17 protein-coding genes are annotated in these 21,759 nt (G+C 70.9%); 11 read left to right on the forward strand and 6 right to left on the reverse strand.

Annotated elements, in window-relative coordinates:
* Positions 1 to 274 precede the first annotated feature (274 nt).
* The gene (locus ACSMXW_RS00120; RefSeq protein WP_485802939.1) at positions 275 to 646 is read right to left on the reverse strand and encodes an alpha/beta fold hydrolase; all 372 of its coding nucleotides are present in this window, start codon (positions 644 to 646) and stop codon (positions 275 to 277) included.
* A 170-nt stretch (positions 647 to 816) separates the two neighbouring features.
* Here ACSMXW_RS00120 and ACSMXW_RS00125 point away from each other — a divergent pair, with 170 nt between their 5' ends.
* Positions 817 to 1,518 (forward strand): hypothetical protein, encoded by a 702-nt coding sequence (locus tag ACSMXW_RS00125; RefSeq protein WP_485802941.1) that lies wholly within the window; start codon positions 817 to 819, stop codon positions 1,516 to 1,518.
* A gap of 278 nt (positions 1,519 to 1,796) precedes the next feature.
* Positions 1,797 to 2,693, forward strand: a complete 897-nt coding sequence (locus ACSMXW_RS00130; RefSeq protein ID WP_485802942.1) for an RNA polymerase sigma-70 factor — start codon at positions 1,797 to 1,799, stop codon at positions 2,691 to 2,693.
* Positions 2,694 to 3,228: 535 nt separating this feature from the next.
* Here the strand turns inward: ACSMXW_RS00130 and tpg are convergent.
* From tpg to ACSMXW_RS00145, 3 genes are all read right to left on the reverse strand, one after another.
* Complete coding sequence (tpg, locus tag ACSMXW_RS00135; RefSeq protein ID WP_485802944.1) at positions 3,229 to 3,786, reverse strand: telomere-protecting terminal protein Tpg; 558 nt, start codon at positions 3,784 to 3,786, stop codon at positions 3,229 to 3,231.
* 6 nt (positions 3,787 to 3,792) lie between these two features.
* Complete coding sequence (gene tap / locus ACSMXW_RS00140; protein ID WP_485802946.1) at positions 3,793 to 6,033, reverse strand: telomere-associated protein Tap; 2,241 nt, start codon at positions 6,031 to 6,033, stop codon at positions 3,793 to 3,795.
* Positions 6,034 to 6,308: 275 nt separating this feature from the next.
* Positions 6,309 to 7,679, reverse strand: coding sequence for a hypothetical protein (locus tag ACSMXW_RS00145; RefSeq protein WP_485802948.1), 1,371 nt, complete (start codon positions 7,677 to 7,679; stop codon positions 6,309 to 6,311).
* Between the two features lie 428 nt (positions 7,680 to 8,107).
* Here ACSMXW_RS00145 and ACSMXW_RS00150 point away from each other — a divergent pair, with 428 nt between their 5' ends.
* From ACSMXW_RS00150 to ACSMXW_RS00160, 3 genes are all read left to right on the forward strand, one after another.
* A complete protein-coding gene (locus ACSMXW_RS00150; protein WP_485802950.1) occupies positions 8,108 to 8,401 on the forward strand; it encodes a WXG100 family type VII secretion target in 294 nt (97 codons plus the stop codon).
* A gap of 215 nt (positions 8,402 to 8,616) precedes the next feature.
* Positions 8,617 to 10,488 (forward strand): hypothetical protein, encoded by a 1,872-nt coding sequence (locus tag ACSMXW_RS00155; protein WP_485802952.1) that lies wholly within the window; start codon positions 8,617 to 8,619, stop codon positions 10,486 to 10,488.
* Positions 10,489 to 10,597: 109 nt separating this feature from the next.
* Positions 10,598 to 14,998, forward strand: coding sequence for a type VII secretion EssC family protein (locus tag ACSMXW_RS00160; protein WP_485802954.1), 4,401 nt, complete (start codon positions 10,598 to 10,600; stop codon positions 14,996 to 14,998).
* An 86-nt stretch (positions 14,999 to 15,084) separates the two neighbouring features.
* On the opposite strand, the gene ACSMXW_RS00165 is transcribed toward ACSMXW_RS00160, so the two are convergent.
* A complete protein-coding gene (locus ACSMXW_RS00165) occupies positions 15,085 to 15,708 on the reverse strand; it encodes a hypothetical protein (RefSeq protein WP_485802956.1) in 624 nt (207 codons plus the stop codon).
* Entirely contained in the window at positions 15,705 to 16,007 is a 303-nt protein-coding gene (locus ACSMXW_RS00170; protein ID WP_485802958.1) for a hypothetical protein, read from the reverse strand. Before ACSMXW_RS00170 ends, ACSMXW_RS00165 begins: the two co-directional genes overlap by 4 nt.
* A gap of 223 nt (positions 16,008 to 16,230) precedes the next feature.
* Between ACSMXW_RS00170 and ACSMXW_RS00175 the strand changes: the two genes are divergently transcribed.
* The 6 genes from ACSMXW_RS00175 (at position 16,231) to ACSMXW_RS00200 (ending at position 21,492) form a co-directional block, all read left to right on the forward strand.
* Positions 16,231 to 16,908: a hypothetical protein gene (locus ACSMXW_RS00175; RefSeq protein ID WP_485802960.1), complete on the forward strand. Its 678-nt coding sequence runs from the start codon at positions 16,231 to 16,233 to the stop codon at positions 16,906 to 16,908.
* A gap of 330 nt (positions 16,909 to 17,238) precedes the next feature.
* Positions 17,239 to 17,775, forward strand: coding sequence for a hypothetical protein (locus tag ACSMXW_RS00180; protein ID WP_485802962.1), 537 nt, complete (start codon positions 17,239 to 17,241; stop codon positions 17,773 to 17,775).
* 333 nt (positions 17,776 to 18,108) lie between these two features.
* Positions 18,109 to 18,624 carry a toxin-antitoxin system HicB family antitoxin gene (locus tag ACSMXW_RS00185; RefSeq protein ID WP_485802964.1) on the forward strand — a complete coding sequence of 172 codons (516 nt, stop codon included), beginning with the start codon at positions 18,109 to 18,111 and terminating at the stop codon, positions 18,622 to 18,624.
* A 157-nt stretch (positions 18,625 to 18,781) separates the two neighbouring features.
* On the forward strand, positions 18,782 to 19,627 hold the full coding sequence (locus tag ACSMXW_RS00190; protein WP_485802966.1) for a DUF4097 family beta strand repeat-containing protein: 846 nt from the start codon (positions 18,782 to 18,784) through the stop codon (positions 19,625 to 19,627).
* 75 nt (positions 19,628 to 19,702) lie between these two features.
* Positions 19,703 to 20,704 (forward strand): ATP-binding cassette domain-containing protein, encoded by a 1,002-nt coding sequence (locus tag ACSMXW_RS00195; protein ID WP_485808538.1) that lies wholly within the window; start codon positions 19,703 to 19,705, stop codon positions 20,702 to 20,704.
* On the forward strand, positions 20,701 to 21,492 hold the full coding sequence (locus tag ACSMXW_RS00200; RefSeq protein ID WP_485802967.1) for an ABC transporter permease: 792 nt from the start codon (positions 20,701 to 20,703) through the stop codon (positions 21,490 to 21,492). Before ACSMXW_RS00195 ends, ACSMXW_RS00200 begins: the two co-directional genes overlap by 4 nt.
* Positions 21,493 to 21,759: the final 267 nt, after the last annotated feature.

Here is a 21,759-nt window from a genome sequence, read left to right on the forward strand (position 1 = left end):
AACTGCGCGACACCGCCTCGCACTGAGTAGTCATCCGGGCGACTGGGACATGTGTCTTCTCCCTCGGGCCACGGCGGCGGGACGGGGCGAAAGATGCCCATGGGCACACTGGATCGTTCTGCCGACCGGTGAGAGCCGGTCCGATCCTGTTGAGACCGGCGGGAGCCGGTCCGACCGTGTTCCGGGGGGTTGCCCGACACACCCATGCACGCGAGGCGTCAGGCCGACGGCTCGCGCTTGCGCGGGGCCGCTGTGGGTGGTCCGCCCTCGCACGTCATGGTTGCCGGGGCCGGTCCCAGTGCGTCTCAAGTGCGGCGGCGACCTCGGCCGGTTTCTCCAGCACCGTCCAGTGGTTGCAGTGGAGCTTCACGACCCGGGACGCTCGGACGGCGGCGCCGAGCAGTTCACCGAACTCGACCTGGCAGGCAGGGTCGAGCGCTCCCCAGAACACCAGGGACGGCGCGGACACGTTCGCCAGCGCCGGTTCCCATTCCGCACCCACCGTCAGTGCGGAACGGTAGAGCTTGAGGATGCTGTCCTTCATCGGCCCGTCCACCTGGGCGGCCATCTCCTCGGCCCGTTCGGCGGGGACGTCGAAACCGGTCACCAGGTCCTTGGCGAAGGACTCGGGTACCAGCTCGTCCATGTACCGGTCACCCTCCACCTCGTCCTGCCAGATCTCGGCCAGTGGATGCCAGACGTACCGAGCGCTGATCAGGCCGTTGCCGCCCGCCCAGGTGCGGACCAGGTCGGGCCGCAGGGAAGCGACGCGGGCAGGGAAGCGACGCGGGCGGTGAGGCCACGCCGAGGCCCGACATGACGGACGAGCTACGGGACGCGCCGGTCGCGGACCTGATCCCCCAGGGCTACGGCCCCCGCGCCAGGCTGCTGAACCTCTTCGACAGCGGCGGCACCACCGGGGCGCCCAAGCGCGTGATCCAACTCGCCGACTCGATGGGGCGCAGTGCGGACCAGGTCCGCAGTCGGCTGAGGGCCCACGGCCTGCCGGACGGCGCCCACTGGCTGACCGTCGCGCCGACGGGTCCGCATCTCGTCGGAGACGTCCTCCAGCGCGCCACGGCCGGACTCGGCGGCACGGGCCTGACCATCGACATGGGTCCCCGGTGGGTCAGGAGGCTGGTCGCCGCGGGAAGGACCGACGAGGTCCACGCCTACACGGACCACCTCGTGGGACAGTGCCGCCGTGTCCTGCGCAGCCAGCGCATAGAGGTCGTCGCCGCCACTCCCCCGCTGCTGGAGCGGTTCGCCGGTGACGACGAGCTGGTGGAGGTCATCAACAACCATGTCAAGGCGATCATTTGGGGCGGGACGCACATGGACCCCGACACCGGGGACCTGCTGCGCACCGAGGTCTTCCCCGACGTGCGGGTCATCGGCATGTACGGCAACACCATGATGCTCACGGGGCTTGTGGAGCGCGCGGGTCTCGCCGCCTCCTACCCCTGCGTGTTCGACCCGGTGCCCCCTCTACGTCCTCATGACGGTGGTGGATCCTGATACCGGGACTGCCATGGGTTTCCGCACCGTCACAGCCCATGTGCCGGGAACGGAGGCCTGGGCAGCTGCCGGGCATGTCGCGATCCGGCCGTCGTGGGGGCCGCACGCGCACCACCGGGGGCTTCCATGCGAAGCTGGCCGCGGGAGCCGGGTGCGCCGGCTCGCCGGTCCCCGCCGGCGGTGACCGGGGCACCCCGCGCACGGTGGCGAACGTGCCGCTGTGACGGCCAGTGACCATGGTGATCCCGAGTGGGGTGATCCCGAGTTGGAGGACAGCTATGCGCGCCTGGGACGACACGGACTCCCTCGACCAGGCGACGAGAGACTTCATGGCGGTGCGTCGCCGGCTCTTCGGTATCGCGTACCGCGTGCTCGGCAGTGCCGTTGAAGCCGAGGACATCGTCCAGGAGACGTGGCTGCGGTGGCAGAACACCGATCGCACCGGCGTTCACGAACCGGCGGCGTTCCTGGTCACGATCACCACCCGCCTGGCGATCAACCTCGCCCAGTCCGCCAGGATGCGCCGTGAGTCGTACACCGGGCCCTGGCTTCCGGAGCCGGTCGACACCAGCGCGGACCCGCAGTTGGGTGCGGAGCGGGCCGAGGCACTCGGCCTGGCGGTGCTCTTCCTCCTGGAGAAGCTGAACCCCGTGGAGCGGGCGGCCTACATTCTGCGGGAGGCCTTCGACTACCCGTACAAGCGAATCGCGGACATGCTGGAGACGAACGAGGTGCATGCGCGCCAGTTGGTGAGCCGTGCCCGCAAGCGTCTGTCGGCGGAACGCGGGGAAGCCGTCAGCCCCACCGCGCACCGGCGGCTGCTGGAGGTGTTCCTCACCGCGGCGCAGACGGGCAGTCTGTCCGTGCTCGAGGAGATTCTCACCGCGGACGTGGTCAGCTACTCCGATGGCGGAGGCATGCGCGGGGCATCCAGGATCCCGGTCGTCGGCCGTCCCCGTGTCGCGAAGTACCTGGCCGCCTTCGCTCCCCGCTTCTGGCCCGGGACGGACCTTCGGTGGGTCGAGGCGAACGGCCGGCCGGCCGTCCTCGTCTCGGCCGACGGGAACGCCGTGGCCCTGTTGTCCGTCGAGGTGTCGGCACGGGGCATCGAACGCATCATGTGGATCATGAATCCGGCGAAACTGGCGCCTTACCTGGCCTCGCTGGACAGGTGAGTGCGTCCTCGGCGAGCCGTCACAAGAAGGGTCGCAGAAGAGGGCCTGCCGGTCAGCTGGTTGTCCTCGATCGGTGACGTCTCAAGACGTGAACGAGTGACATATGGCATTGGGTGCGGACAGCCAGGTGGAAGGACTTCAGCGGGCGTCACTTCGGCGGGGCGTCCCTCGCCCCCTCCGCACCACGATATCCCACGGTGAACCGTGGGACGTCCGGGCACGGGCGGGTCTCGGGGAGGGCGCGCTCGGATGACGGCGTCCTGGAGGTCGGCCCGCTCATCCCCGCCGAAACGGGCGGGGACGGCCGGGGGCGAATCCCGGGCGCGGAGGGGCGGAGGGGCGGAGGGGCGGAGGGGCGGAGGGACCCGCCGCATCAGGAGCGGGGCGAGGACGGCCTCCCCCAGGTACGACTTGGCGGTCCACGCCATCCTGCCGGGGACCCTGCGGTTATGACACACACGGTCAAGGAGTTCGCTGAGGGGAGAGGAGTTCGTCACCTTCTGCGGGATGTCCCTGCTCTGTGCTGGAGCCCGGGCTACAGCTCGATGTCGATGTGTTCCACGTCGGTGAACTCCACGCTCAGGCCGTGCGCGCGGGTGTTGTCGGCGCGGAAGTACATCTGTGCGAGGCCCTCGGCGGCGATGGTCTGGAGTTGCTGTTCACTGGCGCCCTGCTCGCGGGCGGTGAACAGGCGGTCGGCGTAGAGGGGCGGCAGGGCCTGGGTGATGTCGCGGATCCTGGCGTCGTCGGTCGTGCCCGGCGCGGCGGTGAACCCGAACCGGGCGCGCGTGGAGACGACCAGGCCGTCGGTGGAGGCCGCCTTCTGTTTGGCCCTGGCCCGGATCTGCGGCTGCCACCGCTTCCTGACCTCACGCTCCATGCGGTCGCGCAGGTCGCGGCGGGGCCGCTTCAGCTTGCCCGCAACGTACCGCTCCACGGTGCGCTGGGACACCCCGAGGACCTGGGCGACCGGTCTGGTGCCCTTGAACTGCTTGACCAGGTACTTCATCTGCGCCCGGGCGCTCTTGGGGATGGGGCGGGTGAACGCCCCTTCCAGAGCGCGGTCCAGGCTGTCCGCGAGCGAGTCCACCATCGGCGGTTACTCCCCTTCCCCGGTGGCCGGGTCGTTCTTGATGAGGTTGGCGACGTTGAACACACCGCCGTGCTCCTCGAACTGTTCCTCGGCCCACAGGACGGTCTGGGTGCCCTGGTGCTTGACCATGCCCGGTGAGACCCCGAGCCGGAACGTGCCGGGCGCCGGCTTGCCGTCGGGCGTGAACGGCAGGACGTCCAGCGGGGACGGGCCGGGCGAGGGGTAGACGATGGCGTCGGTGCCGATCGCGACCGGGTAGAGGTCGGCCGCGGCGGCGGTCTTCATCAGCTTGCGGTGCAGACCGATCCGCTGGTTCGCCAGCACGGCGGCCCGGATGTCGGGGCGCCACGTCTCCCGCTTGAGCGCCGGCCACGGCTCGTAGTACGGCACCTGGCCCCGGTTGCGCTGCCTCAGCTTGCCGATCCCGCCCTTCGCGGTCGCCTTGATCGCGCCCACCAGCAGCGCCATCGTCGGGTCGACCTGCTTGGCGCGGGCCATCGCCGCCAGGAACTCGCTCCCGGAGAGGTCGGTGGTGACGCCGAGGTCGGCCATCGTCGCCACGTACGCGTCCCGCAGCCGCTTGTACCAGCCGTCCAGGTAGCGGCCGGTCCGGGTGCGCACGTGCGCCTCGATCGGCGCGACGTCGAAGCCGAGCTCCACCGCGTAGGCGACGGTCGGAGTTGCGTACCAGGCCGGGCCGGTGGGCCGGTCGCCCTTCGGCGTGAACGGGCTGGGGAGCCGCTCACCGTCGACGGTGCGGCCGCCGACGTCCACGCGCGAGAGGTCGACGTGGCTCAGGTCGACCAGCCACGAGCCGGGCAGTGACGGGTCGAACGTCGGATTGCCGGTGAGGCGGGTCGGCCCGTTCAGCCCGACCGTGAGACTGTTCGCGGCCGCGGCGAACGACATGTTGATGTCGATCGCGACCAGGTACCTGCGCGTGCACTCCTCGTCGGTCAGCGGCCGGCACCAGTCGTAGGGCTCCTCCATCAGCATCTCGGCCGGGGTGCGCAGGTGGTGCCGGGCGAACCTGCCCTTGAGGACGGGGTGCTCGTCAGGGACCTCGCACTCCACCACGTCATACACATGGGTGAGCGCATCGGTGTTGAAGGCCTGCTTGAACTCGCCGGTGGCCGTGTCCTTTTCCGCGCGGGTCGGCGGGCGCAGCGCGGTCATCAGTTCCAAACCGGTGACCGCCGCGGTGCCGCGCGGCGTCATCACCCGCTCCGCGTAGGCCCCCAGGTAGCGGGCAAGGTCCGCCGGGTGCATCGTCGGCAGCCGCGGGTCGTCCTTGTTGTCCCACTCACGGCTGTCCAGGGCGTTCCAGGCAGGGATGCACAGCTGCACGCAGTTGCGCTTGGGCCCCTCGGCCGGGCGGTAGATCCGTGCCCACGGCCCGAACCCGCGCTGGGTCAGCTTCCAGTCTGCGCGGACGAGCTGCCTGACGGCCTTGTGGCCGTCCGCGAGCCGTCCGGCGCGCCGCTCCTCCTCCGACAGGGTGGCAGGCAGGCCGTAGCGCTCCAACGCGGCTGCGGTGAGGACGAGGACCGGGTCGGCGTCGCGGCCGTGGCGGTGCAGGCGGGCCTGCCCGAGGCCGGCCTCGGCCAGCGTCCACTCGATCAGCGCCGGGAGGGACTTGGCGGGCACGTCCAGGACCAGGCCGCCGACGCAGTACGCCACCACCTGGTCGCTGTCGACGTCGACCACGGCCAGCGGGCCGTTCTCGAAGCGTGCGTCGGCCGCGGCCGCCGTGGAGGGCAACTTGCCTTCTGCCCTCTTCGCACCCGGGCGCCGCGTGGACGTCGACGGCCGGGTGGTGGTGGCGTGGGCTGAGACCTTCGTCGCCACCGGCGTCCCGAGGTCTTCCGGGACCCGCGGAGGCGGAGGGGATGGAACGGATGTCGGCGGGATCGACGTCGTCCCGGCTGCCGCCACGGGGTCGGCGAAAGGGGGACTCGGTGACGGTGCCTGGGGGCCGCTGGCAGGGGGAGCGGGAAAGCGAGCGGCAAGGCCCTGGAGGAGCCGGGCGTACGCGGCGCGCTTGGGCGGCCGTGGTTCGCTGCGGCCACTCTCCCAGTTGCCCACCGACTCGCGCCGGGTCTGCAGTGCCTTGGCGAGCTGGCCCTGGCTGAGTCCGGCGGCTTCCCGCAGGCGCTTCCGCTCCGCGGGGGGCGGCAGGGGGTCCTGTGCGACTTGTTCGAGCAGCGCATCGACCGCGTCGAACAGTGCGTCTTCATCGTTGGGCACGGTTCACCTCCGGAGCACACCCTATCGGATCGCCCATGGATTGCTCTTAGATTCAACGCTGATCGCTCATCGGTGTGAGGTTGATCGAGCGCTGCCTCCGCGAGGCGGCGGACGGGAGAATCCGCAGGACGGCAGCCGGAGACGATCCCCGGGTGGTCTGTGTGCTCGGCCAGCCGGCCCCCGTGCCCGCGGCCGTCCGGACGAACGGGCCCCGGTGGCCCCACCCCGCCGGCGCGGATCCGACCCGCGTGCCCCGGCCGTCGGGGAGCGGGTCGTCAGGCCGGAACCGTGAGTCTCGTTCCCAGTACGGGGATGTCCACGCTGCCGTGGGCATCGGTGTACCAACGCCAGTGCGCGCCGTTCGCCTCGCCGCACACAAGCCCCGTCCAGCCCGCACCACCGGGTCCACAGAGCGCCGCGAGTTCCGCCGCTTCGCGGCCGGTCGGCGTCCCGGCCATGACGACGAGCCCCTTCACGGGCCGGCGGGCTGCGGCGCCCACCACCGTGCGATCTGCCACCGCGGGCGGTCGCACACCGCCCGGATCGACCCGGGTGATCTCTTGCAGCCCGGCCGGAACCCTGACCGGCGGCGTGCCGGCGGCGGCCGGCAACACCGTCACCGGGGTACGGGGCTTGCCGCGGGCGATCTCGGCCAGGAGGTTCTGCACCACGTCACGGGCCACCGCCTGGTCGCCGGTCACGGAAAGGACGCCGTCGAGCCTGCTCAGGTCCACGAACACCGGCTCACCGTCGTCGTCCGTGCCCACGCGTACGAAGCACGCCGCGTCGAGGGCGGCCAGCGACATCGTCCCGGTTCGCGTGCCGCCGCTCTCCAGCCAGTGCGTCCTGGTCGACGGCCTGCGCCACCGCGTACCCCCGATGTTCTGCCACGGCTCCTGAAGGGTATCGGCCGACGGCGGGACCCAGACCGTCACGCCGGCCCCGTCCAGACGCATGGCGTGCACGGGCCTCTCGGCCTTGTGCTGCGTCGGTGCGAACTCGGCGAGGGCGCCGTAAGCGCGCCGCATGATCTCGACGTCGGCCGCGAACCGGGCACCCACCGACCGCCGGGCGATCAACCGGCGCCGCCGCCGGGCGGGTTCGCCCAGCCTGTGCACCGCGCGCCGCAGCGCGGCGAAGCCCTTCTTCACCCGGCGCCTGGCGACGATGCCTGCCGTCACGAGCGCCAGCAGCACCGCGCCGGCTCCGGCGATGACCGCGGGCAGCGGCAGCGTCAGCACTGCCGTCTGCTGCTGGGCCGCCGGTGGTGCGGCCGGCGCGCCGCCCTGGCCGTCCGCCGGGGGCGGGGTCGGCTGCCGGCTGGAGGTGTCCTTGGCCAGCTGGACGTCCGGCCCTGAGGCGTCGTCGGGCAGCCGCAGTATCCAACCCGGGTGGAGCGGTTGGCCGGGGTCGGTGAGGGCCGCGCCGTCGGGCTGCGTGAGGGAGCGGTTGAGTGTGAAGATCTCACCTGCCCGCGAGGCGTCGCCCAACGTGCTCGCCGCCACCGACTGGAGCGTGGCGAGTTGCCCGCCGTTCTTGGCGGGGTCCTGCACCACGAAGACCTTGACGATGCCGTCCCCGTTGTCCGCCTGCGCCGACGGGCTCGTGCCCAGCAGGACCCACAGGCCCAGCAGCACGAGTGCCACGGCCCGGACCAACCGGTGCCGGCCGTGCCTCCTGCCCCTGCCCGTCGGCCGGTGCCGAGGCATGACCTCGGTGTCTTCCCTCATCTGATCCCACCCCTGCACGTCGTGATGCCGAGTTCGCCACCGCTCGCCGGTGCCCCTCGCGGGGCGTCGGCGAGCGGTGCCTCACCCTTCACACGGGCCCGCTTGCGAGAGAGTTCGAAAAGGACGTGAACGACCATCCGGACCCCTACGTGTAGGACGTAGACACACCGTGGGAACAACCGGGGACCCCCGGCAGAGACGGTGGTGCGGCTCTGCGAGTCGGCCACCGTGGACACCTGCGGGGCTGGACCTCCCGGTCCTGCCGGGCCTCCCGGTCCGCGCGTACACCGTGACGCCGCCCGGGAACCGCCCCGCCCATCACGTAGCCAGCAAGGAGTAACGGCATGCCCGACTACAAGGTCAACTCGGACGAGACGGCTTCCACTTCGCAGGCGCTGCTCAACGATTTCCAGCAGTGCGTGGACAAGCTCAACGAGGTGAAGGGGAAGATCAGCCAGCTGCTCGCCAACGGCTATCAGACGCCCGCGGCCCAGCAGAAGTTCCAGCCGTTCTTCGACGAGTTCGCGAAGGGATTCGACCAGGTCAACCAGGGTCTCCAGGGCATCGGTCAGTATGTGAAGTCCGTGGGTGACGCCTTCAGCCAGACCGACGAGCAGCTGGGCTCCAACCTCTCGTAGCCCACCCGGGCCCCTGCTACCGGCCCCCGGGTCACGGCCGCACGCACCGTTGCGTACGGTCCGCCCCCGGGGGCCGCGGTCTGTCCGCTTCTTCCCGGAATCCGGGTGAACGGTTCGAGGGCGTGGCTCGTGTGTGGAGCGACAGCGGTTGGCACATAAACCTCCGGGGAGCACCCGTGGCACGTCGGCACACATCGGGCTTTGAGGTCGTCGGGATGGACAGCGATCCCACTCCCGGGGACATCGACGAAATGAACCGGGTCCGGGACCGTTATCGCAGCATCGGCGACCAGGCGGAAGTGGCCCTGAACTTCCTGAAGAAGGGCGGGCAGGTCGAGACCGGCCGGGGTGAGGCGATGGACAAGCTCCGCGAGCGCATCGACGACCTGCCCGACAAGCTCCAGAAGACCGTCAGCTCGTACCACGACGCGGCTGACGCCTACACCACCTACGGCCCCAAGCTCGTCGAGGCGCAGGACCTCCTCGACAAGGCCATGGACCAGGCACTCGACGTCGCCGGCCAGGCGGGACAGTCCGTGGCCCCCCTCCCGGACGACGCCACCGACCAGCAGAAGAGCGATGCCAAGAAGCAGCAGGACCAGATCGATCAGGCGAAGGACAAGCTGAGCGCGGCGAAGGACCTGGCCCAGCAGGCCAAGTCCATGCGTGAAACCGCCCAGCGCACCTGCGCGGACGTGCTGGACCGGGCGGCCGGCGAGGCCATTCCCGAGCGGAACATCTTCCAGAAGATCGCCGACTTCTTCAAGGACTTCCCCTTCGTCCAGATCCTCCTCGGCGCCCTCATCGCGATCACCTCGATCTTCTTCCCCGTCGTCGGCGCGATCCTCGGGGGCGCACTATTCGCCTTCACCACAATCGTGGGAGCGGCCAGCGGGACCCTCACACTCGGCGATGTACTCACCGGACTGCTCGGCCTGATACCCGGTGGCGGGCTCCTCAAGGTGGGTGGGAAGGCGGCCACCGCGCTGGGCGGCGCCGCCAAGGCGCTCCCGGGCGCGGCCAAGTTCGCGGGCAGCGCGGGCACGGGGGGCGGTGTGATCGGCAAGGTGTCCGGGAGCATCACCAAAGTCGGGGACACCATCAAGAACTCCAAGACCATCCAGGGCGTCCTCAACAACCCCGTCACCAAGGTCGCCAAGGAATCGGTCGAGGAAGGCGCGGAGGAGGCGGGCGAAGAAGCAGCTTCAGAGGTCATCGACGGCAAACCCCTCGACGCCGGCTCCATCGCCCAGGCCGGCGCCTTCGGCCTCGCGGGCGGCGCCCTCGGAGCGGGACTGGGGGCGAAGAAACTCCCGTTCCCGCAGAAGGGTTCGGGGGCCGGGCCCTCCGGTGGCGTCGGCACCCGGACGCTCCCTGGCGGCTCCCAGGCGGCTGTGGGCCAAGGGAACGCGGTGAGGCCCCTGACCGAGGACCAGATCCGGCACAAGATCACGGGAACGGCCGGACCGAACGAACCGCGTCGCACCCTCGGCGGCTTCTCGTTCGGCGGTGACACTCACAACAACGGTGGCAAGAACATCGTCTCCCGTCCCCAGGTGATAACGCTCAAGAACAGGCAGGGTCAGGACGTGCAGGTGGCCGTCCATCTCAACGCAACGCTCAGCGGAGGCAACGAGAAGAAAGTCCCCGGCGACCCCCTGTCCTCGAACGTGACGGTGAACATCGACAAGTTCCATCTGACGGCGAGGCCGCTGAGCGACCAGCAGACGATCGACGCACACGGACCGTCGAAGGACACCGCGAGCCGCTCCGTCCACCTGGGAGTGAGCAACGAGGCGAAGGGCTTCGACAACCGCGCGGACAACATCGACAACCTCGCACGTTCGCTCGACATCGACAAGGGAGACCTAGTCAAGGCCCTGAACGACCGCTTCGGGAGCGTGTCGGACGTCGGGAAAGCCTTCACGAATGACGTGGAGCACGCTGTCGTGCACGGTTCCGGCTTTCAGAACGTCAACGTGAATTTCACAGGTGACAACTCGGCAAAACCCTTCATAGACCAATTCAACAAGGAAAAGGAAGACGCGGCGAACAGGAGGATTCCCAAACCGGCCGCCGGCGCGTGACGTGGCCCTCGGCCGGGCTGCTGTCCCCGGCCCGTAGCGCCGTCGTCCCACTCCGCTCGAGCGGCTCGCCCGTCATCCCACCTGTTCAACCGAAGTAAGGACGCGAGTAGTGCGACTGAAGGTCAGTGTGCGTGACCCGCTGGCGGAGGAGGCACCCACCACCGTCGTCGTCGACACCGAGCCCTCCGCGCAGGTGGGCCGGTTCGCGGCGGAGCTGGCGCGCGCCGTCGGCCTGGGCGACGACGACGGCATGGGCGCACCGGCCCTCTACACGGGTGCGAAGCCCGTCGACGGCGAAGCCACCATCCAGTCCGCCGGGGTGCGCGACGGTATGACGCTCGGGCTCGGCACGCCGTTGCCGAAGGAGGCCGAGCCCGAGGGCAGGACCGAACTGAAGGTGGTGTCGGGTCCCGGGGCAGGCACGGTGTTCCGCCTGGTGCCCGGCGACTACGACATCGGCAGCGACGGCGCCTGCCGTATCAGGCTGTCCGGACAGGCGCCGCCGGTCGCCGCCCGGGTCCGGGTGCGTCTCGACGGCACCGCGGAGCTGCTCGTCACCGTCAAGGCCCAGCTGGACGGCAAGCCCGTCGACGCGGCTGTCCCCTGGCGCGAGGGCAGCCAACTCGCCGTCGGCGACATGCTGCTGGAGCTCACCTCACGGGTGTCCGCGCGGGCGCCGTTGACCCCCGCCGCGGACGGCCTCGGTCTTGAGTTCAACCGGCCGCCGCGGTTCCTGCCCCCGGCGACCGAGGGAACCTTCCGGCTGCCCGCGCCACCCGTGAAGCCGGACAAGCGGCCGATTCCGCTGCTGCCGATCCTGCTGCTGCCCGCGGGCAGCGCGTTGGTCACCATCCTCGTCACCCACCGCTGGTCCTTCGTCTTCATCGCCCTGCTCTCCCCGATCGCCGCACTCGTCACCCAGTTCGGCGGCCGCAAGCAGGCCATGCTCAAGTACCAGGAGCAGAAGGAGGAGTACGAGAAGACACTCGCCCGGATCCGCGACGACATCGAGGCCGCGGTCGTCGCGGAGCAGCTCAACCTGCGGCTCGCCCTGCCCGACCCGGCGACCCTCCTCCAGATGGCGAGCCAGCCCTCCGAGCGGCTGTGGGAGCGCCGCTGGCAGGACCCGGACTTCCTCGCGCTGCGCGTCGGCACCGCCGACCTGCCCTCCTCCGTGTCCGTGCAGGACCCCACCCGCGACGAACACCGCCGCACCACCGTGCCGACGCTGCACCAGGTACCGGTCTCGGTGCCGCTGCGGCGGGCCGGGGTGACCGGTGTCGCCGGCCCCGGCGCAGGCCGCGTCGCGAGCTGGCTGAGCGCCCAGGCCGCGTCGCTGCACAGCCCCGCCGACCTCAGGATCGTCGTCCTCGCCGGGCCCGAGGGCGAACGCGACTGGGCCTGGACCCGCTGGCTGCCGCACACGCAGCCGGCGGGTGAGGACGCGTACGCGCTCGTCGGTTCCACGACCGACTCCCTCGCCCGCCGCATCGGCGAACTGGGCCAGATCGTCTCCGCCCGGGTGCAGGCGGGACCGGAACTGGTGCGCGGCGGTGTGGTCGGCTTCCCCGACATCCTCGTCGTCCTCGACCAGGCCCGCCGGGCCCGCTCGCTGCCCGGGGTCGTCTCCCTGCTGCGGGACGGCCCCGCCGTCGGCGTCTACACCCTCTGCATGGACCGCGAGGAACGGCTGCTGCCCGAGGAGTGCGGCGCGGTCGTCGTCACCGAGCCCGGCTCCACGACCTTCGCCAAGGTCCGCACCGGAGGCGGCGCCGCGCTCGAACAGGTGCGGACGGACTCCCCGGAACGCGCCTGGTACGAGCACCTCGGCCGCTCCCTGGCACCGCTGCGCGGGGTGGGGGACAGCGACGAGAGCGCGCTGCCGGGCTCGGTGCGGCTGCTCGACCTGCTCGGCGTGGAACCGCCGACGGCGGAGGCCGTCGTCGCCGGCTGGTCGCTGTCCGGCCGCTCCACCCGGGCCGTCCTCGGTACGGGCTACGACGGCGACTTCGCGGTGGACCTGGTGCGCGACGGACCGCACTCGCTGATCGCGGGTACCACCGGGTCCGGCAAGTCCGAGCTGCTCCAGACCCTCGTGGCGAGCCTCGCCGTGGTCAACCGCCCGGACGAGATGACGTTCGTCCTCGTGGACTACAAGGGAGGCAGCGCGTTCGCCGAGTGCGCCGAGCTCCCGCACACCGTGGGCCTGGTGACCGACCTCGACACCCATCTCGTCGAACGCGCCCTGGTGTCCCTCGGCGCCGAGCTGCGGCGCCGCGAGACACTGCTGGCGCAGGCGGCCGCGAAGGACATCGAGGACTACCTCGACAAGCGCTCCCGCGGCGGCGGCACACTCCCGGCGCTGCCCAGGCTGCTGCTGGTCATCGACGAGTTCGCGTCCATGGCGCGCGAGTTGCCCGACTTCATCTCGGGCCTCGTCAACATCGCCCAGCGCGGCAGGTCGCTCGGCATCCACCTGGTCCTCGCGACGCAGCGTCCGAGCGGCGCCGTCACACCTGACATCCGCGCCAACACCAACCTGCGGATCGCGCTGCGCACCACCGACACCTCGGAGAGCCGGGACATCATCGACGCCCCGGACGCCGGGGACATCTCCCCCGGTACGCCGGGCCGTGCGTATGCGCGGCTCGGTCCCTCGGCGCTGCTGCCGTTCCAGTCCGGCCGGGTCGGCGGGCGACGCCCCGGCGCCCAGGCGGCCGCCGACACCGAGGTGCCGGTGCGTGCCCGCACGGTGTCCTGGCAGGAACTCGGCGGCCCCCTCGTGGGCGCCGGCGAGGGGAGCCGGTCGGGAAGCGGCGGGGCGCAGGTCGTCACCGACCTGGCGGTGCTCACCACAGCCATCGCCCAGGCGTCCCGCCTCGCCGGGGTGCCGCAGCAGCCGAGCCCCTGGCTGCCCCCGCTGCCGGACGTGCTCGAGTGGACGCCCGCCGCCGCGCCCAAGAAGTCCTCCGAACGCGCGTCCCGGCTGCCCGCCGTCACGTACGGCATGGTCGACCTGCCGGCCGAGCAGAGCCGCTCGGGCCTCACCTTCGACCTCGACCGGGACGGGCACCTGCACATCATCGGATCGCCCCGCAGCGGCAGATCGCAAGCCCTGCGCACGCTGGCCGCCGCGCTGGCCCAGGCCCACGGCGCCGACGACGTCCACCTCTACGGCATCGACTGCGGCAACGGAGCCCTGAACGCGCTGACGTCGCTGCCGCACTGCGGTGCCGTCGTCGACCGCAACCAGACCGAGCGCCTCGGCCGCCTTCTCGACCGGCTCTCCGCGGAACTCACGGCGCGCCAAGGCGCGTTGGGCTCCCGCGGCACCGCCGACCTAGCGGAGCTGCGGAGCATGACCGAGCCTGGTGAGCGGCTGCCGCACATCGTGCTCATGGTCGACAGATTCGAGGTCTTCGACCGCGAGTACGCCTCCTTCGACAACGGCAGCTACGTGGAGCGCATGATCAGGCTGCTGCGCGACGGCGCCGGCGTCGGCATCCACGCGGTGCTCGCCGGGGACCGGGTCCTCGGCAACAGCCGCTACGCGGGCACCACCGAGGCCAAGCTCGTGCTGCGGCTGAACGACAAGGCCGACTACTCCTCGGTGGGCATCGCCACCAGGTCGGCACCCACCGACCCGGCCCCCGGGCGCGCCCTGCGCACCCAGGACCTCTGCGAGGTCCAGCTCGCCGTGCTCGGCACCGACCTCTCCGGCACCGGGCAGGCCCAGGCCCTCACGGCACTCGGCGAGGAGATCACTCAGCGCGAGGCGGCGGTGCCCGCGGAGCGTCGCGCCCCGCGGCTCGACGTCCTGCCGGAGCGGATCGGTTACGCCCAGGCCGTCGCCCTGCGCCCTCGGACGGGACCCATGCTTCCGCTGGTGGCGGTCGGCGGCGACACCCTGACGGGCCTCGCGCCCGACCTGGCGGACGTCCCCTCGTTCGTCATCGCCGGGCCGCCCCGCACCGGGCGCAGCACGGCACTGCTCAGCGCCGCCCGTTCGGTGCTCGACGCGGGTGCGGGCCTGGTGGTCCTGGCACCGCGCAGGTCGCCGATGCGGTCGTTCGAGGGGCGGGCGGGCGTCACCGCGGTCATCACCGACGCCGATGTGTCGGTGGCGGACTTCCGGCAGGTGCTGGGCAACGTGCCCGAGGACAACGCGGTCATCGTCGTCGACGACGCCGAGCTGTTCATCGGCAGTGAGATCGACGCCGACCTCACGCTGCTGGCCCGCGGCGGCGCGGGCAACGGCTGGGGTCTCGTGGTCGGCGGCAACGCGGAGTCGCTGTCGCTGAGCCTCGCGGGCTGGGTGGGGCAGGTGAAGCGGAACCGCACGGGCATGCTGCTCTCACCGCAGTCCCTCGCCGACGGCGAGGTGATCGGTGTGAAACTGACCCGCGGCCTGGTCGGCGGCGCGCCCCAGCCCGGTCGCGGCGTGCTGCACCTCGGCGACGGCACCCTCATCTCGGTGCAGGTGCCGCTGTCGGACGTGACGGACCTCTGAGAGCACCTTCGCGCACGGCACACACCGCGAGGGCGGTCCGGCTCGACCGGACCGCCCTCGCGGTGTGTGTCTCTCCCCGTCGGCCGTCAGCTCACGCCGCTCATCACCTTCCCGTCCTCCGAGACGAAACGGAAGGTGCCCGTGATCGCGTCGAAGAGGTCGTACACCGTCTCCTTCAGCGGCAGATTGGGGCTCGCGCAGGTGACCACGAGATAGTCGCGGGCCCTTCCCGGCACCGGCATGATCGTGTGCATGGTGAGCAGCTGCACGTCGATGTCCGCGGTCACCCGGGTGGTCTCGGTGCCGGTGACCCGGGCGACGCTGCCCACCTCGGCGATCCGCACCGAGGTGACCGCCCGGTCCTTCGGCGCCTTCCCGTTCGCCGACGCCACCCCCATCTGTGCGGAGATCAGGGGCAGGGTGAGCTCCACACCGTCGGGCGTCGACACGGCGAACACCATCGCGTAGGCCATGAACAGGCCGTCGTCGTACTGCGTGACGGTGCCCGTCGACAGCAGGGCACCGTGGTTGCGAGCGGACCTGAGCAGGTCGCGCCCCTGGCGGAACATGTCGTTCACCCGTGCCCGCGCCGCCGGATCGTCGGTCCGTGCGAGGGCCTCGGCGCGCGCGGCGGCCATGGCGCCGCCGCTCAGGTCGACCTGCTTCCACGCGTCGGGAACGTCCAGTAGGAAACGCTGTGCGGAACTCACTGGCCGCCTCCCGAGCCGTCGTCCAGGTTGGCCACGGCGTCGTTGTCCGTCTTCGTGAAACTGTCCATGATGTTGTCCATGGCCTTCTTCAGATCCTCGACCTGCTTGCGGAGCTGTTGCTTGCCGTCCTGCCACTTGTTCTCGAAGTTCTGGGCCGCTCCGTGGCCGGCCAGCTCCGGGCCGAAGGCCTTCTCGAAGTCGAACGTGTGATGCCCGATGTCGATGTTGTCGTGCACGAACCCGAGGGCCTGGCGCGCCGCGTCCAACTCGTCTCCGGGAATGAAGATGTCTCCGGACACATGACTCCCCATATGTCGGCGGTGGTGTTGGGTGCTCTCCCCTGACCCATACGTGGTGCCGGCAGATTTCGTTCACCCCGGTTGCGCCGGCGTGCCAGGGAGTCCCCGGTTCCGCCGCGGACGGGCGGTCGGGCGCATCCGTGGTGAGAGCCGGCCGGAATCGGGCCCGATCGCCTTGAACGGTTGCGGGCCGGGCGCACGTCTAAGAGACGTGACGTTCCTCATGCCCCATCGAAACAGCTCCTTCGCCCGCCGGCACGCGCGCGCCTGTGTGGCGGCCGCCGTCGTCCTGTGCGGATCCGTCGGTCTCAGCGCCTGTGGCAAGACCATCTCGGTGAGCGACAGCGCCGGGACGGCTCCGTCGAGCAGCGCACCCGCCCCGGCCTCGTCCGCCCCCGGCACACCCCCGGGCGCCCCGAGCCAGCCCTCCAGCAACGCCACGTTGCAGGTCGTCGACAACACGGCCGCCGAGTCGGGCAGGACGGGCACCGGCGGTACGGTGGTCGGCGACGCGGTCCAGGAGCAGCCGCCGAAGTGGGTCCAGCTCTCCGCGGTGACCTCGCCGCCGCTCGCCTCGCCCCACCTGATCAACATCAACCAGGCGGCGCTGTACCGCTTCGACAAGGACACGCCCGGCTCCGGCCGGTCCGCCTGCAACGGGCAGTGCGCCACCAAGTGGCCGCCGGTGACCATCCAGGAAGGCGGCAACGTCTACCTCGCGGGCGTGGACCAGAAGCAGGTCGGGGCCATCCGCCGCGAGGACGGTACGGTCCAGATCACGGTGGGTGGCATGCCGCTCTACCGCTACTCGGGTGACTCCAAGCCGGGCGACCTCAACGGTCAGGGCGTGGACGGCACCTGGTTCGCTGCCGGGCCCACGGGCGAGAAGGCGGGGCAGTGAGTGCGGCCGTGCGGCTGATGCCTCCCCGGCGATGCTCGGCGGGCCTGAGCTCCCGCCGCGCCGGCAGTCACCAACGCTTCGCCGGCGTCGGCGACGACCCTCGGGGCCTGTTGATCGTTCAGCACGGTTCGAGAAGACCTCGCGGACGACCCGCAGGCCGAACTCGCGAACTGTCAGGAATGATCGTGGGCCGTCGCGATACAACGCTCGAAGAGAGCACTTGACAGACCTCGGGGAACAATCGATGGCATTCGCCACCCCCTGCCTCATCGGCGGCCTACTGTACGGACACGCCGCGCTGCCCACCGCAGCCACATGAGGAGGACTCCTGTGTCATCGCCCTGTGACCCACAGCACGCTCTCGCCGGCGATGTGAGCGCAGCGCTGATGATGATCGACTCTCGGCTCAAAGCCGTCCACGACGGCAAGACCAGGATCGACCCCGAACAACGGGCGCTGATCGACCAGTTCGCCGCCTCCCTGGGCCCCAGCGGAGTCGATGACGTACTGGACGGCGCGTGCACACTCATTTACATGTTCATGCAGTGGCTGCGGATGGCCTACGAGGACCACAACGAGGACGTCATCGCGTGCGTGGTGCCCAACCTCGTGGCCACGATGCGCATGATGCCCAAGAGCATCCGCCCCGAGGTCATTCCCACCATGGCCGGCCTGGTCGTCGCCGCAGGCACCGGCCTGAGCCCCAACCTGTGGCGCAAACAGTACGGATACTGGACCGACGAAGAGATGACTCCCCTGGAAGCCACCGCCTTCCTGCTCGCGGAGCACATCAACCGCCTCACCGACGACCCGGACTTCGCCACCCGCATGATCACCGAGGCCCTGTCCGAGGCACACCAAGACTGACGAGCCGCATCCTCCGCGCAAGCCCTCTCGGGCGGCGGTCTTCTCCAGCCGCTCAGCGGTGGACCGCGGGGCGGAGCCAGAGGACCTCCTTGTGACACCACATGGCGCTACGCAGCATCCAGATATGGCATCGCGTAGCGCCATCCGGTGCCACATGGCGCCCAAACGGCACCATTCGGCGCTCCTGGAGAGCATCTGAGTACGGGTGAGACCGCGATAACTCGGGCCACCCCCGTGACGTTCGCCCAGGTCAGGGGGACATCCTCCAGCTCGTGCCCCATAAGGCGCCATCTGGGCTTGCGCATCGCGCCATTGTGGTGCCACTATAACGCCATGGACCTCACCCCGTATGTCGACACCCTCCGCCGCGAACTCGCGGTGGCCGCCGAAGCCGGCGGGGAAGATGCCCGCGAGCTGGCCGAGCGGCTCACGGCTCCTCTGGAGTCGGCGACTCGACTGACCATGCTCAACGTGCTCTCCGCGGCGATGGACGAGATCACCCGCGAGCTCGCCCCCGGCTCGGTCGACGTACGGCTACGCGGGCTCGACCCCGACTTCGTGGTGACACCGCCGCCCGCCGACGGCGGCCCCACGGAGCCGGCCGCGCCCGTCGAACCGCTCAGGGCGCAGGCGCCCGCCGACAGCGACGAAGGTGGCACCGCCCGCGTCAATCTGCGTCTGCCGGCCCACCTCAAGGCGCGCGCCGAGGAGGCCGCGAGCCGCGAGGGCCTGTCGGTCAACGCGTGGCTGGTGCGGGCCGTGTCGGCCGCGGTCGACGGCGGTGGCACGCCGCGCACGACGCAGAGGACCCGCACCATCGGGCAGAGCTTCACGGGCTGGGTGCGCTAGCCGCACCCGTACCACTTCCCCACCCCGCTTCACCCACCCCGCTTCACCTGCCCCACTTCGCCTGCCCCACTTCGCCCGCTGCGGTTCGCCTACCCACGTCACCCACACCACGTCCCACCAGCGGGGACGATCCAGGACCCATGAGGACGGTACAGCCATGCCTTCTTTCGACACTCCCGAACCGATTTCGGTTACCGCGCACGTGGACGCCGGTTCCATCCGGTTCACCGCGGGCGACCGCCCCGACACGGTCGTCGAGGTGCAGCCCCGCGACCTGAAGAAGGACCAGGACGTGCGGTCGGCTGAGCAGACCGAGGTCACGTACGCGAGCGGCGTCCTGACCGTCAGGACGCCCAAGCAGCGCCACCTGTTCGGCCGCACCGGCACCGTCGACGTGACGGTCGAGCTACCCACGGGCTCGCGGATCGACATGACCGGCGCCTGGGCCCAGGTGCTCGGCGAGGGCCGGCTCGGTGAGATCCGGGTGAAGACCTCCTCCGGCGACGTCCGCCTCGACACCACCGGACCGCTCCAGCTGACCGCCGCCCACGGCTCGATCACCGTCGACCGGATCGAGGGCCTGGCCGAGATCACCACCAGCTCCGGCAGCCTGCGCGTCGGCACCGTCGACGGCCCCGCCGTCCTGAAGAACTCCCACGGCACCACGACGGTCGGCGCCGCGACCGGTGACCTGCGGGTGAGCGGCGCCAACGGCGACATCGAGATCCGGCGTGCGGAGAGCTCGGTCGCCGCCACCACCGCCCACGGCACGCTGCGCGTCACCGACGTCGCTCGCGGCGCCGTCCAGTTGGAGACCTCCTATGGGGCCATCGAGGTCGGCATCCGTGAAGGCACCGCCGCCTGGCTCGACGTCAGCTCCGACCACGGCCAGGTGCGCAACACGCTGACCGTGTCCGAGACCCCCGGGGACTCCGAGGACACCGTCAAGATCCGCGCCCGGACCCGCTACGGCAACATCGACGTGCGCCGCGCCGGCGGCTGAGCACCGGCCCCGCCCGCTCGCCCACTTCCCCGTCACTCCACCTCCGAACGGCAGGACTCCATGCGTTCATCTGTCATGCCCACGTCCAGGCAGCCGGGCGGTCCGCAGCCGCCAGCCGCCGTCTCCACCATCGGTCTGCGCAAGTCGTACGGCGACAAGACCGTGCTCGACGGCATCGATCTGCACATACCGGCCGGATCCGTGTTCGCGCTGCTCGGGCCGAACGGAGCGGGCAAAACCACCACCGTGCGGATCCTGTCCACCCTCATCGCCGCCGACGGCGGCCAGGCCCAGGTCGCTGGCCACGACGTGGCCGCATCACCGGACGGGGTACGCGCCGCGATCGGCGTCACCGGGCAGTTCTCCGCCGTCGACGGCCTGATCACCGGCGAGGAGAACATGCTCCTCATGGCCGACCTGCACCACCTGTCCAAGCGTGCGGGCCGCCGCACCGCCGCCGAGCTGCTGGAGCGCTTCGACCTGATCGAAGCGGCGAAGAGGCCCGCCTCCACCTACTCCGGCGGCATGAGGCGCCGCCTCGACATCGCCATGACCCTGGTCGGCGACCCGCGGATCATCTTCCTCGACGAGCCCACCACCGGCCTCGACCCCCGCTCCCGCCACACCATGTGGCAGATCATCCGCGAACTGGTCTCCGACGGCGTCACCGTCTTCCTCACCACCCAGTACCTGGACGAGGCCGATGAACTCGCCGACCGTATCGCCGTGCTCAACGACGGCAAGATCGCCGCCCAGGGCACCGCCGAGGAGCTGAAGCGGCTCGTTCCCGGCGGCCACGTCCGGCTCCGCTTCGCCGACCCCGCCGCGTACCGGAACGCCGCCGGCGCGCTGCGCGAGGTCACCAGGGACGACGAGGCGCTGTCGTTGCAGATCCCCGGTGACGGCAGCCAGCGCGAGCTGCGTTCCCTCCTGGACCGGCTGGACTCGGCCGGCATCGAGGCGGACGAGCTGACCGTACACACCCCCGACCTCGACGACGTGTTCCTCGCCCTGACCGGCTCCGCCCAACCCGGCCCGTCCACCCGGCCCGGCCAGCCCGAGGAGGCTGCCCGATGAGTTCCCTTCCCCTCGCTGTGCGCGACTCGTCCACGATGCTGCGCCGCAACCTCCTGCACGCCCGGCGCTACCCGTCCCTCACCCTGAACCTCCTGCTCACGCCCATCGTCCTGCTACTGCTCTTCGTCTACGTCTTCGGCGACGTGATGAGCGCGGGCATCGGCAGCGGCGGCGCCGACCGCTCCGAGTACCTCGCCTACCTCGTCCCGGGCATCCTGCTGATGACCATCGGAGGCACCGTGGTCGGAACCGCGGTGTCCGTCTCCAACGACATGACCGAGGGCATCATCGCCCGCTTCCGCACGATGGCGATCCACCGCGGGTCCGTACTCATCGGGCACGTCATCGGCAGCGTGCTGCAGTCCGTCGTGAGCGTGGTCCTCGTGGGTGCCGTCGCCGCGGCCATCGGCTTCCGCTCCACCGATGCCACGGCCCTTGAGTGGCTGGCGGCGTTCGGCCTGCTCGCGCTGGTCGCCCTTGCGCTCACCTGGATCGCGGTCGGAATGGGCATGGTCAGCCCCAACGCCGAGGCGGCCAGCAACAACGCGCTGCCGCTGATCGTCCTGCCGCTCGTCTCGAGCGCCTTCGTCCCGATCGACGCGATGCCGGGCTGGTTCCAGCCGATCGCCGAGTACCAGCCGTTCACGCCGGCCATCGAGACCCTGCGCGGGCTGCTGCTCGGCAGCCCGATCGGCAACGAGGGGTGGCTCGCGATCGCCTGGTGCCTCGTCCTCACCGTGCTGGGCTACCTCTGGTCGAAGGCGGTCTTCAACCGCGACCCGGAATAGCCGGGAGCACCGCACGCGCCGCCTCCGGCAGCACGCCCCCGTCCGGGGCGGCGTACTCCGACACCGCGTCGGCGTACGCCGCCCCGTCCGTCATGGTTGGCCGGCACGGAGCCGGGGTGCCCCTGACCCTGGAGCAGGGCGGCGCTCGGCGTGGGGACGGGGCTTCCTCGGCGGTGGCACGGGCGGGGTGCCGCCCTACGCGGTCCGCTTTCAGTCCGGGGCGGACGCCGTGGGCCTGGCCCTCAGGGTCGGCCGGGAACCGGACGC

The sequence above is a fragment of the Streptomyces sp. DSM 116793 genome (assembly GCF_057320905.1).